Origin of the sequence: Pseudomonas sp. A34-9, from assembly GCF_029543085.1 — a bacterium.
Taxonomy (GTDB): Bacteria; Pseudomonadota; Gammaproteobacteria; order Pseudomonadales; family Pseudomonadaceae; genus Aquipseudomonas.
Window position 1 is genome coordinate 5032812 of the sequence record NZ_CP119967.1, and the last position, 15989, is coordinate 5048800.

Below are 15989 nucleotides of genomic sequence, written 5' to 3' on the forward strand. Positions count from 1 at the left end.
GGAAGCATAAAAAAAGGCCCATCTTGCGATGGGCCTTTTTTATTGCCTGTCACTTGCAATAGTTGCCTGACCGACAAGTCAGGCAATTAATTAGCAACCTATCATTGTGTTACCGAATCCTGCACCACACGAATCACGCGTTGCGGAAAAGGAATATCAATGCCGGCAGTCTTTAAACGATCACGCGACTGTTCGTTAAACATGAACATCACGTCCCAGTAATCTGCAGTTTTAACCCACACACGCAGCGAAACAGTGATCGAACTGTCGCCCAAGGTCGAAATCACGGCCTGTGGCGCCGGGTCCTGCAGCACGCGTTCATCCTTGGCCAAATCCAGCAACACCTGACGGGCCTTTTGCAGATCGGCCTCGTAATCCACGCCGACATCAAACACAACCTTGCGAGTCGGCTGACGGTTGGTGTTGGTAATGATGCCGTTCGACAGGTTGCCGTTTGGCACGATGATGGTTTTGTTGTCGCCGGTACGCAGCACGGTGTGGAAAATCTGAATGCTGTCGACCGTACCCGACACACCTTGCGCTTCGATCCAGTCGCCGATCCGGAACGGACGGAACAGCAGAATCAGCACGCCACCGGCGAAGTTCGCCAGGCTGCCCTGCAAGGCCAGACCGATGGCCAGACCGGCAGCACCGATCGCGGCAACGAACGAAGTGGTTTCGACACCGATCATCGAAGCGACGCTGACGATCAGCAGCACTTTGAGAATGATGTTCGCCAGGCTGCTGATAAAACCTTGCAGCGCCAGATCGGCGTTACGCAGGGCCAGCAGACCACCGAGTTTTTGCGTGACCTTGTTGATCAGCCACCAGCCGATGGCCAGGGTAATCACTGCCAGCAGCACGCGGCTGCCGTATTCCATGATCATCGGGATCCACGCCTGGGATGCCTTGACCAGGTTGTCCACCTCAGCATTCAAATCCATGTTCTATCTCCTGATTTCCGGCTTCCCGGGCTGTAAAAAATCAGCGGCAGAAAGACCGAACCCACTGGGGCTCAATCGTTTCTGCCGTTGCTTGGGCCTCGGACGCTGAAAACGCCGAGAGGTTCCCCGACCGGAAAGCTTAGTCGCGGAAGTTGTTGAACTGCAGTGGCATGCCGAACTCTTTGGCCCGCAGGGCAGCGATGGCCTCTTGCAAGTCATCACGCTTCTTGCCGGTCACACGCACTTGCTCGCCCTGAATGGCGGCCTGCACTTTGAGTTTGGCGTCTTTGATGTGGCCGACGATCTTCTTCGCCAGCTCCTTGTCGATGCCTTCCTTGAGGATGGCGTCCTGCTTCATCAGCTTGCCCGAAGCGTACGCATCTTTGACTTCAAGGCACTGCACGTCGATCTTGCGCTTGACCAGCGCCAGCTTGAGGATTTCGATCATCGCTTCCAGCTGGAACCCGGCTTCGGCAGTCAGGCTGACGGTCAGGTCCTTTTCCTTGAACTCGAAGCTGCCTTTGCCTTTCAGGTCATAACGACGATCGAGTTCCTTCACGGCGTTCTCGACCGCGTTGGTGAGTTCGTGTTTGTCCAGTTCGGATACCACGTCGAACGACGGCATGTAATCTCTCCAATAAAAAGGCGCGCTCGATGTGGATGGAGCGCGCTTGGCTTGCGGTTAAAATCGGGCTCATTATAACGGGTCTTTTCCCACCGATACGGCGAGCCGCACATGCCTGTACGCAATCGAGCAAAAAACTGATGTCCACTCCCTGGCATGTATTGGGCGCCGGCAGCCTCGGCACGCTTTGGGCCACACGTCTGGCCCGGGGCGGTTTGCCGGTCAGACTGATCGTGCGTGACACCGAGCGCTTGCGCAGCTATGAGGCGGCGGGCGGATTGACCCTGGTCGAACAAGGGCAGGCCAGCACCTATGCGGTGCCGGGCGAGACACCGGACAGCCCCGAGCCGATTCGCCGTTTACTGGTCGCGTGCAAGGCCTACGACGCCGAAAGCGCCGTCGCACGCCTCGCCCCGCGCCTGAGCGCCGACGCCGAGGTGATCCTGTTGCAAAATGGCCTCGGCAGTCAGGACGCCGTGGCCACGCGAGTGCCACAGGTGCGCTGCATCAGCGCCTCCAGTACTGAGGGTGCGTTTCGCGATGGCGACTGGCGTGTGGTGTTTGCCGGCCACGGCTTCACCTGGCTCGGCGACGCTGGCCATCCCGTCGCGCCGATCTGGCTGGACGATCTGGATGCCGCGAAAATCCCCCATGAATGGAGCACCGATATCCTCACGCGGCTGTGGCGCAAACTGGCGCTCAACTGTGCGATCAATCCGTTGACGGTAGTGCATAACTGCCGCAACGGCGGATTGCAGGAACATCACTGCGAAGTCGCCACGCTGTGCGGCGAACTGGCCGAGCTGCTGGAGCGTTGCGGCCAGCCGGCCGCCGCCGACAATCTGCAACAGGAAGTCGAACGGGTGATCCACGCGACCGCCGCCAACTACTCGTCGATGTATCAGGACGTCGCCAATCAACGCCGCACCGAGATCAGCTATTTATTGGGCTATGCCTGCAAAGTCGCCGCGCGCCACCAGTTGAACCTGCCGCACCTCAATCAATTGCAGCAGCGCCTGGTCACTCATCTGCACAGCCGCGGATTGCCCAGCGACTGAGCAGCGGCTACGCTGGCCACTTGTTCCTTTGTTGCGATAAACCTGATGCCATTGCGCCAGCGTCTCGAAAACCTGCCGGTCGGCCAGAAACTGCTGGCCGCCCTGTTGGTGCTGTTGACCACTGTTCTGCTGGTCGCCAACCTGACCTTTATCAGCGCCGCCTATTACATCTCTCAGGAAAGCATGGCCCCGCAGGCCTTGCAAACTATCGGCCGGCTGATTTCCAACCCGAGCCTGGTCAGCGAAGCCCTGCAATCACCGCAAAGCGCCGAGCGTCTGCTCAAGGAACTCGACAGTTACTCGCCGCTGCGCGCCGCCGCGCTGTATGACGGCAAGGGCGAACGGCTGGCGCAAGTCCAGCGTGGCGAGAAGCTCAACCTGCCGGAGCGCTATCGGCACATTGAAGCCTGGCAACTGACTGAATTTCGCAGCAACCAGTTGATCACCCTGCCCCGCCCCGGCACCGCGCCGGGCCATCTGTTGCTGGTGGCCAGTAGCGAACTGCCGATGGCGTTCTACACCGGCACCCTGACGGCGAGCCTCGGCATCCTGATTTTCAGCGTGCTGTTGTGGCTGGTGATTGCCCGGCAGATCAAACGCCTGATCACCCGGCCGATTCATCAACTCGAGGAATTGTCGCGCCAGGTGACCCGCGAGGAGAACTACGCCCTGCGCGCTTCGCGCGGCAACCATGACGAAATCGGCAGCCTCGCCGAAGCGTTCAACACCATGCTGTCGCGCATCGAAGCCCGCGAGCAGCAGCTCAAGCGCGCCCGCGATGACTCGCAAGCCGCTTATGATCAGGCGCAGGGTCTGGCCGAGGAAACCCGCCACACCAACCGCAAGCTGGAACTGGAAGTCCAGGTGCGCAGCAAGATCGAGAAGAAGCTCACCGGTTTCCAGAACTACCTCAACAGCATCATCGACTCGATGCCCTCGGCGCTGATTGCCCTCGACGAGCAACTCTACGTCACCCAGTGGAACCAGGAAGCCAGCGCCCTCTCCGGCACGCGACTCGACGAGGCGCTGAACCAGCCAATTTTCCTTGCCTTCGAACCACTCAAGCCGTTTCTGCCGCAGCTCAAGCAGACCGTCGAGCAGCACACCGTGGCGAAAATCGAGCGAGTAACCTGGCTCAAAGACGACGAGCCCAAGCATTACGCGCTGACGTTTTATCCGCTGATGGGCGGTGCCGGGCGTGGCGTGGTGATCCGCATCGATGACATCACCCAGCGTCTGTCGCTGGAAGAAATGATGGTGCAGTCGGAGAAAATGCTCTCGGTCGGCGGTCTTGCCGCCGGCATGGCCCACGAAATCAACAACCCGCTAGGCGCGATCCTGCACAACGTGCAGAACATCCGGCGGCGCCTGTCCGCCGATCTGCCGAAGAACCTCGAAACCGCCGAGCAACTGGGCATCGAACTGGACACCGTGAACCGCTACCTGCAGGGCCGGGAAGTGCCGCAACTGCTCGATGGCATTCAACAGGCCGGCGCCCGCGCGGCGAAAATTGTCACGCACATGCTCAGCTTCAGCCGTCGCAGCACCCGACAAATGGCGCCGTGCGATCTGCCGGCGCTGATCGATCAAGCCGTGGAAATCGCCGGCAACGACTTCGATCTGGCCATCGGTTTCGACTTCAAGGGGCAAGCGATCATCCGCCAGTTCGACCCGGCGCTCGGCCCGGTGCCGGGCACTGCCAATGAACTGGAACAGGTGCTGCTCAATCTGCTGAAGAACGCCGCGCAAGCGATCCACCAGCGCGAAGATAGCCGCGAACCGGGGCGGATAATCCTGCGCACCCGGCTCAATCCGCCCTGGGCCGAAATTCAGGTCGAGGACAATGGCATCGGCATGAGCGAGAACGTGCGCAAGCGCACCTTCGAGCCGTTCTTCACCACCAAGGAAATCGGCCAGGGCACCGGGCTTGGCTTGTCGGTGTCGTACTTCATCATTACCAACAATCACAAAGGGCAGATGGAGGTGCAGTCAGCACCGGGCCAGGGTACGTGTTTCACCTTGCGCCTGCCGCTGACGCAACCGCTGCCCATCGCTGCCGAAACCAATCCATTATCGAGGTAACCCATGGGCTTTCGCCTGTCGAAAATCTATACCCGCACCGGTGACAAAGGCGAAACCGGCCTGGGCGATGGCCGCCGCGTCCCCAAGGACCACCCACGCATCGAAGCGATTGGTGAGGTCGATACGCTGAACAGTCAGGTCGGCGTGCTATTGGCCGGGTTGATTGCCGAGCGTGAGGCCTATCCGGGACTGAATGAACTGATCGAGGTGCTGGCGCCTTGTCAGCATCGGTTGTTCGATCTCGGTGGTGAGCTGGCGATGCCGGAATATCAGGCGTTGAACGCGGCGGAAATCGAGCGGCTGGAAACGGCGATCGATGTGTGGAATGAAGAGTTGGGGCCGCTGGAGAATTTCATTTTGCCGGGCGGGTCGATGTTGATTGCCCAAGCGCATGTGTGTCGCAGTCTGGCGCGCAGTGCCGAGCGGCGTTGTCAGCATTTGAATGCACTTGAGCCGTTGGCAGGCGTTGGGCTAGCGTATATCAATCGGTTGTCGGATTTGTTGTTTGTCGCGGCGCGCTTGATTGCGCGGCGGCAGGGGGTTGCGGAGATTCTCTGGCAACCGGCGGCCAGGCCCGCAGAAAAGTAGCGTCTGACAGGCCGCCTTCGCGAGCAAGCTCGCTCCCACAGTGGATTGCGTTCCTTCAGCTTGAATGCAGTCGAATGTGGGAGCGAGCTTGCTCGCGAAGAGGCCAGCAGCCTTTACAGTGATTCAGGCCAGAAGGCGCGAATCCCGGCTACACCTTGAGCGCCATGATTCCAGGCCTTCTCCCGCTCCGCCGGACCAACCCCGCCCAACAGAAACACCGGCTTACTGAAGCCCTCGATCAACGCCTCAGCCTGCTCCCAGCCCAAGGGCTGCGCATCCGGGTGAGTCAAGGTTGGTTGCACCGGCGACAGCGTGACGAAATCCACGCCCATCTGCTCGGCCAGCGCCAACTCTTCAGCGTTGTGGCATGAAGCCGCCAACCAGCGTTCCGCCGGCAGCGGGCGCCCGGCCGCCGCATATTTGCGCAGTTGCGCGGCAGTGATGTGCCAGCCGGCAGACGGGAAATCGCCAAGCCATTCGAATGGCCCCTTGATCATCAACTGCGCCTTGCCCGCACACAGGCCGGCCGCATCGACCGCCAGGTCGCGATACTTGGGGTCATAACCATTCGGCGCACGCAGCTGAATCAACTTGATCCCGCCGGCAATCGCCTTCTGGATACCGCGCAGCAACGCCGGGGTTTCCAGGTCCTCAGGGGTGATCAGGTACTCCGCCGGCAGACGCGCTGCTGCGACGATGGGCTGGTTGGCGGCCGGGAACTCGTAGTTCGCCAGTTCTTTCGCCGTGACCCAGACCAACGGCTGCCCTTCGGCACCGTGGGGTTCACCGGTGAAGGTCGACACTTCCCAGACATCCAGCAACACCTGTTTGTCGGGGTAATCGTGACGCACTTTGATCAGCGGTCGGGCGGCTCCAACGACGATGCCCAACTCTTCGTGCAGCTCACGGGCCAGTGCACTTTCGACCGACTCGTCGGCCTCGACCTTACCGCCGGGGAACTCCCACAGACCACCCTGATGCTGGGTGTCGGCGCGGCGGGCGATGAGGATTTTGCCGCTGTCGTCACGAATGACAGCAGCGGCGACGTGTACACGTTTCACGGATTCAACTCCTCCAGTCCAGCCTTTTGCCACGCCTTGAAGGCAGGCCATTGGTAGACGGTTTCAACATAGGCTTCATCGGCGGCCGGCAGCTTCACCTGATAAGTGCGCAGACGCACGGCAATCGGCGCGAAGAAGGCGTCGGCCAGACTCACACGGCCAAACAGGTAGGGGCCGCTTTCGGTGGCAGCGGCACGGCACTCGGCCCACAGCGCGAGCATGCGCTCGATATCAACCTTGACCTCCGGCGGAACCGGATTCAGTGGCGCGTCATGGTTGAGGTTGAACGGCATGTGATTGCGCATGGCGAAGAAGCCGCTGTGCATTTGTGCGCAGGCGGATCGGGCCTGGGCGCGGGCGAATATATCCGTCGGCCAGAGCTGCTCGGACGGGAACTGCTCGGCGAGGTACTCGGCGATGGCCAGCGAGTCGGCAATGGTCCCGCGTGCGGTTTGCAGTAGCGGCACCTTGGCGGTCGGCGAATGTTTGAGCATCAGTTCGCGGGTGTCGGGCCTGCCGAGTTTGATCAGCTCTTCGGTGTAGGGCGCACCGGTCAGCTCAACGGCCAGGGCGGCGCGCAGGGACCAGGAGGACAGCAGTTTGTCGCCGATGATCAGGTGCAGGGACATAAATGTGGCGCCTTTTCGTCAGGAGAATCAGGCCAGAATTCCTGGTGCCTGATGGGTCGTCATCGCGAGCAGGCTCACTCCTACAAGGGATCTGTGGCGTTCACAAAACTCCTGTAGGAGTGAGCCTGCTCGCGATGGCATCGACTCGGTCTCAGGTTAGATCAAGTGCGGTACTCAGCGTTGATCTTCACATACTCATGCGACAGGTCGGTGGTCCAGATGGTTTCGCTGCAGTCGCCGCGACCCAACTCGATACGGATGGTGATCTCTTCCTGCTGCATCACCGCCGAGCCCTGGGCTTCAGTGTAGGTCGCTGCGCGGGCGCCACGGCTGGCAATGCACACGTCGCCAAGGAACACGTCGATCTTGCTCACGTCCAGATCCGGCACGCCGGCACGGCCGACAGCGGCGAGGATGCGGCCCCAGTTCGGATCGGAGGCGAACAGCGCGGTCTTGATCAGCGGCGAGTGCGCCACGGTGTAGCCGACGTCGAGGCATTCCTGATGATTGCCGCCGCCATTGACTTCAACGGTGACGAACTTGGTCGCACCTTCGCCGTCACGCACGATGGCCTGGGCCACGTCCATGCACACTTCGAACACCGCTTGCTTCAGTTTGGCGAACAACTCGCCTTCAGCGCGGGTGATTTCCGGCAGTGCAGCCTTGCCCGTGGCGATCAACATGCAGCAGTCGTTGGTCGAGGTGTCGCCGTCGATGGTGATGCGGTTGAACGATTTATTGGCGCCGTCGAGCATCAAATTGTGCAGCACGTCGCGGGAGACTTTGGCGTCAGTGGCGATGTAGCCGAGCATGGTCGCCATGTTCGGGCGGATCATGCCCGCGCCTTTGCTGATGCCGGTGACGGTGATCGTCACACCGTCATGCTCGAACTGGCGGCTGGCGCCCTTCGGCAGGGTGTCGGTGGTCATGATGCCGGTGGCTGCGGCTTCCCAGTTGTTTTCCGACAGATCATCCAGCGCCGCTTGCAGTGCGCCTTCGATCTTCTCGACGGGCAGCGGCTCGCCGATCACACCGGTGGAGTACGGCAGGATCTGACTGGCATCGACGCCGGTCAGCTCAGCCAGTTTGGCGGTAGTGCGTTCGGCAGCGGCCAGGCCCGGCTCGCCAGTGCCCGCGTTGGCATTGCCGGTATTGGTCAGCAGATAACGCACGGCGTTCTGTACACGCTTCTTGGCCAGAATCACCGGCGCAGCGCAAAAGGCGTTCAAGGTGAACACGCCCGCCACGGTCGAACCTTCGGCGCAGCGCATCACAACGACATCTTTGCGCCCGGGGCGCTTGATGCCGGCCGAGGCGATACCGAGTTCAAAACCGGCAACCGGGTGCAACGTTGGCAAAGGACCAAGACCAACAGCCATGAATGCGCTCCTTACTCAATGATGTCAGCACCGCCACGCGCAGCGACGGTGGTTTAAATGGCAAAACGCCGCGACGGCAGAAGCCGGTCGCGGCGCGGGTATTTCAGCGATTGAAACGGGTTTTACTGGATCTGCCCGTGGCAATGCTTGAATTTCTTGCCCGAACCGCAGTAGCACAGTTCGTTGCGGCCCAGCTTCTGCTCGTTGCGAACCGGCGCGGTGGCGAGGGCCACATCGACCTCTTCACCGAGTATTTCCGGTTGCTCGAGACCTGGCGCTTCGGCGTGTTCGAACTGCATGCGGGCGGCCAAAGCTTCAGCTTCCTGACGCAGACGTTGCTCCTCGGCTTCCGGATCTTCGCGGCGCACCTGAACGTGCGACAGCACACGGATCGAGTCGCGCTTGATCGAATCGAGCAGTTCGGAGAACAACGTGAACGACTCGCGCTTGTATTCCTGCTTCGGGTTCTTCTGAGCGTAGCCACGCAAGTGGATACCGTGACGCAGGTGATCCATGGTCGACAGGTGGTCTTTCCACAGATCGTCCAGCACGCGCAGCACGATTTGTTTCTCGAAGGAGCGCAGTGCGTCGGCACCGGCCTGATCTTCTTTCTCGTTGTACGCCGCCATCAGCTCGGTCATGAGCTTCTCGCGCAGGGTTTCTTCGTACAGGTGATCGTCTTCGTCGAGCCATTGCTGGATCGGCAGTTTCACGCCGAAGTCGCTGGCAATCGACGCTTCCAGACCGGCTACGTCCCACTGCTCAGGCAGCGATTGCGGCGGAATGTGCGCGCTGACGGTGGCGTTGAGCACGTCTTGACGGAAATCGGCGATGGTTTCACCGATGTTGTCAGCGGCCAGCAACGTGTTACGCATGTGATAGATCACTTTACGCTGTTCGTTGTTGACGTCGTCGAACTCGAGCAGTTGCTTGCGAATGTCGAAGTTACGGCCTTCAACCTTGCGCTGCGCCTTCTCGATCGCGTTGGTCACCATGCGGTGCTCGATCGCTTCGCCCGGCTGCATGCCCAGGGCTTTCATGAAGTTCTTCACCCGGTCAGAGGCGAAAATGCGCATCAGGCTGTCTTCCAGCGACAGGTAGAAGCGGCTCGAACCGGCATCACCCTGACGGCCGGCACGGCCACGCAGCTGGTTGTCGATACGACGGGATTCGTGACGCTCGGACGCGATCACCTGCAAACCGCCGGATTCCAGCACTTGCTGGTGACGCTTCTGCCAGTCGGCCTTGATCTGGGCGATTTGCTCAGGGGTAGGGTCTTCCAGCGACGCAACTTCCACTTCCCAGTTACCGCCCAACAGGATGTCGGTACCACGACCGGCCATGTTGGTGGCGATGGTCAGGGCGCCCGGACGACCGGCCTGCGCGATGATCTCGGCTTCTTTTTCGTGGAACTTGGCGTTCAGAACCTTGTGCTCGATGCCTTCTTTCACGAGCAATGCGGACATGTGCTCGGAGGTTTCGATGGTGGCAGTACCCACCAGCACCGGACGACCGGCCGCCATGCTTTCCTTGATGTCCGCAACGATCGCCGCGTATTTCTCTTCGGCGGTCAGGAACACCAGGTCGTTGAAGTCTTTACGCGCCAACGGTTTGTTCGGCGGAATGACCATCACTTCCAGACCATAGATCTGGTGGAATTCGAACGCTTCGGTGTCAGCGGTACCGGTCATGCCGGACAGCTTGGTGTACAGACGGAAGTAGTTCTGGAACGTGGTCGAGGCCAGGGTCTGGCTCTCGGCCTGGATGTTCAGGCCTTCTTTGGCTTCGATGGCCTGGTGCAGGCCTTCGGACAGACGACGACCCGGCATGGTACGACCGGTGTGTTCGTCGACCAGTACGACCTGGCCGTCCTGCACGATGTATTCGATGTTGCGATTGAACAGCTTGTGCGCACGCAGCCCGGCATACACGTGGGTCAGCAGGCCCAGGTTATGTGCCGAGTACAGGCTCTCGCCTTCAGCCAGCAGGCCGACGCGGGTGAGCATGTCTTCGATGAACTGGTGACCGGCTTCGTTGAGTTCGACCTGACGGGTCTTCTCGTCAACGGTGTAGTGGCCAGCCTTGGTGACTTCGCCTTCGACTTCTTCAACGTGCAGTTCCAGCTGCGGGATCAGTTTATTGATCTCCATGTACAGCTTGGAGCTGTCCTCGGCCTGACCGGAGATGATCAGCGGGGTACGCGCTTCGTCGATGAGGATGGAGTCGACTTCGTCGATCACGGCAAAGTTGAGTTCGCGCTGGAATTTTTCTTCCATGCTGAACGCCATGTTGTCGCGCAGGTAGTCGAAACCGAATTCGTTGTTGGTGCCGTAGGTGATGTCGGCGGCGTACGCCAGACGTTTCTCTTCCGGCGGCTGGAACGGCGTCACGACGCCGACGGTCAGGCCGAGGAATTCGTACAGCGGGCGCATCCAGTTGGCGTCACGACGCGCCAGGTAGTCGTTCACCGTCACAACGTGCACGCCCTTGCCGGACAGTGCGTTGAGGTAAACGCCCAGGGTCGCTACGAGGGTTTTACCCTCACCGGTGCGCATTTCGGCGATCTTGCCTTCGTGCAAGGTCATGCCACCGACGAGCTGCACGTCGAAGTGGCGCATACCCATGATGCGCTTGCCGGCTTCGCGGGCGACCGCAAAGGCTTCTGGCAGCAGCTTGTCGAGGGTTTCCCCTTTGGCGATGCGGGCCTTGAACTCATTGGTCTTGGCGCGCAATTGATCGTCCGAAAGGGCCACCATTTGCTCTTCGAAGGCATTGACGAGCTGCACCGTCTTGAGCATGCGTTTGACTTCACGCTCGTTCTTGCTTCCAAAAAGTTTCTTTAACAAAGGCGCAAACATATCGGCAGGATCTTCCACACTAAAGGGATGGAGGGCGGCCCCGTGAGCGTCGCCCGTGCAGCCCTCATGGCCGCATGCGAACGAGCATTCTACCCGGAAACGGAAGTGAGGAAAGTGGCGATATTCCACGATGCTGGCACTGCGCTTTGACGGGGCTCACTTAAAATAGGGGCGTTTTGCTCAACTTCAAGTCATACAAGGCAGAAGTTAGTCGTTGATTTAATGGGTAAAGCGGGGGCAAAAGCAATGGGCGAGTGAGTTTGGCCTTTCTGCTACCATGGCGATTCTGTTACTTCAGGTGTTCGATCATGGCATTTCGCCCTCTTACGGCCAAAGCACCCGCCGTTCTCTTGCGCGAAGCCAAGCCGCTCAAAGCCATCCTCGGCCATGCCCAGCGCCTGGGCCATTTACAACGCCTGCTCGAAAGCCAATTGCAGCCCGCCGCCCGCGAACATTGCCATGTAGCGTCGTGGCGTGAGGGCAGTTTGTTGCTGATCGTCACCGACGGCCACTGGGCCACGCGTCTGCGTTACCAGCAAAAACGCTTGCAGCGGCAATTGCAGATGTTTGATGAGTTCGCCAGTCTGACGCGGATTCTGTTCAAGGTGCAGCCGCCGACGGTGCAGCGCGGCGCGACCGGGCATACGATGGATTTGTCGACGGATGCAGCGGCGACCATTCAGGCCACGGCGGACGGAATCACTGATCCTGGGTTGCGCGCGGCGCTTGAGCGCCTGGCCGCGCACGCGAAAGACAAATCCTGAAAGCAAAGTCAAAAGATCGCAGCCTGCGGCAGCTCCTACAGGAGAAATGCATCCCAACTGTAGGAGCTGCCGAAGGCTGCGATCTTTGCTTTTAGCGGCGCTTGCTGCCGCCGAGCAAGGAGCCCATCAGGCCACGCACCAATTGTTTGCCCAGGTTGTTGGCAGCCTGGCGCATGGCCGATTTCAGCGCCTGCCCCGCCGCCGTACCGAGAAACTCTCCTGCCCTGTCGGCCAGGCTTGGCTCCTCAGCCGCAGGCTTCCCTGCCGGTGCTTCGGCCTCCGGCGCCAGCCCTTTGCGTCCCATCAGAATTTCATACGCCGACTCCCGATCGATCGGTTTGTCATAGCGCCCCTTGAACGGCGAACCGGCAATCAACACCGTGCGCTCGGTTTCGGTCAACGGCCCGATCCGCGATTGCGGCGGCGCGACCAGCACGCGCTGAACCATTTCCGGCGTGCCTTTCTCGGTCAGCGTGCCGACCAGCGCCTCGCCAATCCCCAGTTCAGTCAACACCGACAGGCTATCGAACGCCGGATTCGGCCGGAAGCCGTCCGCCACCGCACGCAGGGATTTCTGTTCTTTAGCGGTGAATGCACGCAAGCCATGCTGGATGCGCAGGCCAAGTTGCGCGAGCACATCATCGGGCAAGTCCGCCGGCGACTGCGTGACGAAATACACGCCAACGCCTTTGGAACGGATCAGGCGCACCACTTGCTCGAGGCGCTCCTGCAAGGCCTTGGGCGTATCGCCGAACAACAAATGCGCCTCATCAAAAAACAACGCCAGCAGTGGTTTGTCGGCATCGCCGCGCTCCGGCAACTGCTCGAACAGCTCGGCCAGCAGCCACAACAGGAACGTCGCATAAACCTTCGGCGCCTCGTGCACCAGACGACTGGCATCGAGCAAGTGAATGCGCCCGCGGCCATCGGCAGTCGGTTGCAGAATGTCTTCGAGTTGCAATGCCGGTTCGCCAAACAAGGCTTCGGCGCCCTGCTGCTCAAGGATCGCCAGGCGGCGCAACAGCGCCTGACTGGAACCGGTGGTCATCAACGCCGCATCTTCGCCCAGCAGTTGCGGATTGTCCTTGAGGTGATTGAGCAGCGCTTTCAGATCTTTCAGATCCAGCAGCAACAGGCCTTCGCGATCGGCGACCTTGAAGGCTGCATAGAGCGCGGACTGCTGACTGTCGGTCAGTTCCAGCAGGCTGCCGATCAGCAGCGGGCCCATTTCGCTCAGCGTGGTGCGCAACGGATGGCCGGACTCGCCGTGAATGTCCCACAACGTCACCGGATACGCCTGCGGCGTGTAGTTGAGCCACGGCATCCCGGCAATACGCTCGGCGACCTTGCCTTGCGGGTTACCGGCAGCACCGAGGCCACACAGATCGCCCTTGATGTCAGCGGCAAACACCGCGACCCCGGCGTCGCTGAACGCCTCGGCCAAACGCTGCAAGGTGACGGTTTTCCCGGTACCGGTGGCGCCGGCGACCAGTCCGTGGCGGTTTGCCAGACGCATGGCCTGAGCAATCTGCTGGCCTGCGAGGTCGGCGCCGATTACGAGTTGCGAGGAGTCAGGCATTTTGTCACCCAATGGTTAATCTTTGATTGCGCATGGCCGATAAAGAGGAGTGAGAGCCCCCGACCACAAGTCAGGCCGGACATTTCCCTAAGGAGAGACGGAAATATCAGCTTGTTTTCACCCTTGCCCATTTTGCGCGCTTCTATAAAAGCACGCCCTGGACATTAAGACCTTAGCGGAACCCCAAGCCATGAACAAAAATCTGCGCTTCAGCCATAAAATTTTGCTTGCCGCCGCCCTCATCGTCATCGCTGCCTTCGCCTCCTTTACGGCGTACAACGACTGGTTGCAGCGCAATGCGATCCGCGATGACCTGAACAACTATCTCAACGAGATGGGCGAGGTCACTGCCGGCAATATCCAGACCTGGCTCAGTGGCCGCATTCTGCTGGTCGAGAATGCCGCCCAGAACATCGCCATCAACCCCGAGCCCGCCAACGTCGCCAGTCTGCTGGAACAGAAAACCCTGACTTCGACGTTCATGGCCACCTATCTGGGCGATGCCACCGGGCACTTCACGATCCGCCCGGACACGAAGATGCCGGACGGTTTCGATCCGCGCGTGCGTCCTTGGTATAAAGGTGCCGAGAGCAGCAGCACCTCGACCCTGACCGAGCCGTACATCGACGCCGCCACCGGCCAGTTGATCATTTCCATCGCCACCGCCTCGAAAAAAGCCGGTCAGAGCGTGGGTGTGGTCGGCGGTGACCTGAGCCTGCAATCGCTGGTCGACACCCTCGCCGCCCGGGATTTCGACGGCATGGGTTATGTGTTCCTGGTCAGCGCCGACGGCAAGATCCTCGTGCACCCGGACAAGGCCTTGGTGATGAAATCACTGAAAGAAGCCTATCCGCAGGACACCCCACGCATCAGCAGCGACTTCAGCGAAGTCACCGTCGATGGCAAGACCCGCATCGTCACCTTCGCGCCGATCAAAGGTCTGCCATCGGTGAACTGGTACATCGGTCTGTCGGTGGATAAAGACCAGGCTTTCGCCATGCTTAGCCAGTTCCGCACTTCTGCGGTGATTGCCACGGTGATCGCGGTGGCGATCATCATCGCGTTGCTCGGCATGCTGATCCGCATTCTGATCCAGCCGTTGCACGTCATGACCCGCGCCATGGAAGACATCGCCGACGGTGAAGGCGACCTGACCAAACGCCTGACCATCGTCAATAACGATGAATTCGGCATCTTGGGGACCGCATTCAACCGATTCGTCGAGCGCATTCACGGTTCGATCCGCGAAGTGTCGTCGGCGACCGGCCAGGTGAACGAGGTCGCCCTGCGTGTAGTCGCTGCGTCGAACTCATCGATGTACAACTCCGACCAGCAAGCCTCGCGCACCAGCAGTGTCGCCGCAGCGATTAACCAGCTCGGCGCCGCCGCGCAGGAAATCGCCCGCAACGCCGCCCAGGCCTCGAATCAGGCCAGCGACGCTCGCGGTCTGGCTGAAGACGGCCAGCAAGTGGTGGATCGCAGCATCAAGGCGATGAATCAACTGTCGAGCATGCTCAGCGCGTCGAGCAGCAACATCGAGTCGCTGAACAGCAAGACCGTGAACATCGGCCAGATTCTCGAAGTGATCACCAGCATTTCCCAGCAAACCAACCTGCTGGCACTCAACGCGGCCATTGAAGCGGCGCGTGCCGGTGAGGCCGGCCGTGGTTTTGCCGTGGTGGCCGATGAAGTGCGTAATCTGGCGCATCGCACCCAGGAGTCGGCGCAACAGGTGCAGACCATGATCGAGGAACTGCAGGTCGGCGCTCGTGAATCGGTAAGCACCATGAGCGACAGCCAGCGCCACAGCCAGGACAGCGTGGAGATTGCCAACCTCGCCGGGGAGCGCCTGAACAGCGTGACGCAGCGTATTGGCGAGATCGACGGGATGAACCAGTCGGTGGCCACTGCGACCGAGGAGCAGACTGCTGTTGTTGAGTCGATCAACGTCGATATCACCGAGATCAACACGCTGAACCAGGAAGGCGTGGAGAACTTGCAGGCGACGTTGCGAGCGTGTTCGGATCTGGAGCAACAGGCTTCGCGTCTGAAACAACTGGTTGGCAGTTTCCGCATTTAAGATCAAAAGCCACCCCCTCACCCCAGCCCTCTCCCCCAGGGGGGGCGAGGGGGAAAGGGAGCCGATCTTCAAGCCTTTCAAAATCCGAGTTCGACTCAGGTCTCTCAGGTCGGCGTATCTCCAGCATCCACCTCGGTCAGTCCCCTCTCCCTCCGGGAGATGGCCAGGGAGCCGATCTTCAAGCCTTTCAAAATCCGAGTTCGACTCAGGTCTCTCAGGTCGGCGTATTTCCAACATCCACTTCGGTCAGTCCCCTCTCCCTCCGGGAGAGGGCTAGGGTGAGGGCGCTCTTCAGCTATACCGCGCAATCCCGACCGAACATCTATTCTTGATAAGGGTCAA

Annotated in this window: 12 protein-coding genes; 5 read left to right on the forward strand and 7 right to left on the reverse strand. The window is 60.3% G+C overall.

Annotation, left to right across the window (positions count from 1 at the left end; all coding sequences use genetic code 11):
- Nucleotides 1–101: 101 nt before the first annotated feature.
- Nucleotides 102–944, reverse strand: a complete 843-nt coding sequence (locus tag P3G59_RS22495; protein WP_277759007.1) for a mechanosensitive ion channel family protein — start codon at nt 942–944, stop codon at nt 102–104.
- 139 nt (nt 945–1083) lie between these two features.
- Complete coding sequence (locus P3G59_RS22500) at nt 1084–1569, reverse strand: YajQ family cyclic di-GMP-binding protein (protein WP_008080210.1); 486 nt, start codon at nt 1567–1569, stop codon at nt 1084–1086.
- A 140-nt stretch (nt 1570–1709) separates the two neighbouring features.
- Between P3G59_RS22500 and P3G59_RS22505 the strand changes: the two genes are divergently transcribed.
- From P3G59_RS22505 to P3G59_RS22515, 3 genes are read left to right on the forward strand one after another with little or no spacing between them, the layout of a single operon-like run.
- Nucleotides 1710–2627, forward strand: coding sequence for a putative 2-dehydropantoate 2-reductase (locus P3G59_RS22505; RefSeq protein WP_277759008.1), 918 nt, complete (start codon nt 1710–1712; stop codon nt 2625–2627).
- Between the two features lie 45 nt (nt 2628–2672).
- Complete coding sequence (locus P3G59_RS22510) at nt 2673–4709, forward strand: ATP-binding protein (RefSeq protein ID WP_277759009.1); 2037 nt, start codon at nt 2673–2675, stop codon at nt 4707–4709.
- Nucleotides 4710–4712: 3 nt separating this feature from the next.
- On the forward strand, nt 4713–5297 hold the full coding sequence (locus P3G59_RS22515) for a cob(I)yrinic acid a,c-diamide adenosyltransferase (RefSeq protein WP_277759010.1): 585 nt from the start codon (nt 4713–4715) through the stop codon (nt 5295–5297).
- A 113-nt stretch (nt 5298–5410) separates the two neighbouring features.
- On the opposite strand, the gene P3G59_RS22520 is transcribed toward P3G59_RS22515, so the two are convergent.
- From P3G59_RS22520 to secA, 4 genes are all read right to left on the reverse strand, one after another.
- Nucleotides 5411–6358 (reverse strand): Nudix family hydrolase, encoded by a 948-nt coding sequence (locus P3G59_RS22520; RefSeq protein ID WP_277759011.1) that lies wholly within the window; start codon nt 6356–6358, stop codon nt 5411–5413.
- Entirely contained in the window at nt 6355–6987 is a 633-nt protein-coding gene (locus tag P3G59_RS22525; protein WP_277759012.1) for a glutathione S-transferase family protein, read from the reverse strand. Before P3G59_RS22525 ends, P3G59_RS22520 begins: the two co-directional genes overlap by 4 nt.
- Before the next feature lie 161 nt (nt 6988–7148).
- Nucleotides 7149–8366 carry a bifunctional glutamate N-acetyltransferase/amino-acid acetyltransferase ArgJ gene (gene argJ, locus P3G59_RS22530; RefSeq protein WP_038366685.1) on the reverse strand — a complete coding sequence of 406 codons (1218 nt, stop codon included), beginning with the start codon at nt 8364–8366 and terminating at the stop codon, nt 7149–7151.
- Nucleotides 8367–8488: 122 nt separating this feature from the next.
- Nucleotides 8489–11224 carry a preprotein translocase subunit SecA gene (gene secA, locus P3G59_RS22535; RefSeq protein ID WP_277759013.1) on the reverse strand — a complete coding sequence of 912 codons (2736 nt, stop codon included), beginning with the start codon at nt 11222–11224 and terminating at the stop codon, nt 8489–8491.
- A gap of 308 nt (nt 11225–11532) precedes the next feature.
- Between secA and P3G59_RS22540 the strand changes: the two genes are divergently transcribed.
- Nucleotides 11533–11988: a DciA family protein gene (locus P3G59_RS22540; protein ID WP_277759014.1), complete on the forward strand. Its 456-nt coding sequence runs from the start codon at nt 11533–11535 to the stop codon at nt 11986–11988.
- A 91-nt stretch (nt 11989–12079) separates the two neighbouring features.
- Here P3G59_RS22540 and P3G59_RS22545 read toward each other — a convergent pair whose 3' ends face one another.
- On the reverse strand, nt 12080–13567 hold the full coding sequence (locus tag P3G59_RS22545) for a helicase HerA-like domain-containing protein (protein ID WP_277759015.1): 1488 nt from the start codon (nt 13565–13567) through the stop codon (nt 12080–12082).
- 190 nt (nt 13568–13757) lie between these two features.
- On the opposite strand from P3G59_RS22545, the gene P3G59_RS22550 reads away from it, so the two are divergent.
- Nucleotides 13758–15647, forward strand: a complete 1890-nt coding sequence (locus tag P3G59_RS22550) for a methyl-accepting chemotaxis protein (protein ID WP_277759016.1) — start codon at nt 13758–13760, stop codon at nt 15645–15647.
- Nucleotides 15648–15989 lie beyond the last annotated feature (342 nt).

Bases quoted from the DNA above. Each gene is read 5' to 3' on its own strand.
- P3G59_RS22500 (WP_008080210.1), bottom strand. From the start codon at position 1,569: ATGCCGTCGTTCGACGTGGTATCCGAACTGGACAAACACGAACTCACC.
- P3G59_RS22540 (WP_277759014.1), top strand. From the start codon at position 11,533: ATGGCATTTCGCCCTCTTACGGCCAAAGCACCCGCCGTTCTCTTGCGC.
- P3G59_RS22510 (WP_277759009.1), top strand. From the start codon at position 2,673: ATGCCATTGCGCCAGCGTCTCGAAAACCTGCCGGTCGGCCAGAAACTG.
- P3G59_RS22495 (WP_277759007.1), bottom strand. From the start codon at position 944: ATGGATTTGAATGCTGAGGTGGACAACCTGGTCAAGGCATCCCAGGCG.
- P3G59_RS22550 (WP_277759016.1), top strand. From the start codon at position 13,758: ATGAACAAAAATCTGCGCTTCAGCCATAAAATTTTGCTTGCCGCCGCC.
- P3G59_RS22545 (WP_277759015.1), bottom strand. From the start codon at position 13,567: ATGCCTGACTCCTCGCAACTCGTAATCGGCGCCGACCTCGCAGGCCAG.
- argJ (WP_038366685.1), bottom strand. From the start codon at position 8,366: ATGGCTGTTGGTCTTGGTCCTTTGCCAACGTTGCACCCGGTTGCCGGT.
- P3G59_RS22505 (WP_277759008.1), top strand. From the start codon at position 1,710: ATGTCCACTCCCTGGCATGTATTGGGCGCCGGCAGCCTCGGCACGCTT.
- secA (WP_277759013.1), bottom strand. From the start codon at position 11,224: ATGTTTGCGCCTTTGTTAAAGAAACTTTTTGGAAGCAAGAACGAGCGT.
- P3G59_RS22525 (WP_277759012.1), bottom strand. From the start codon at position 6,987: ATGTCCCTGCACCTGATCATCGGCGACAAACTGCTGTCCTCCTGGTCC.
- P3G59_RS22515 (WP_277759010.1), top strand. From the start codon at position 4,713: ATGGGCTTTCGCCTGTCGAAAATCTATACCCGCACCGGTGACAAAGGC.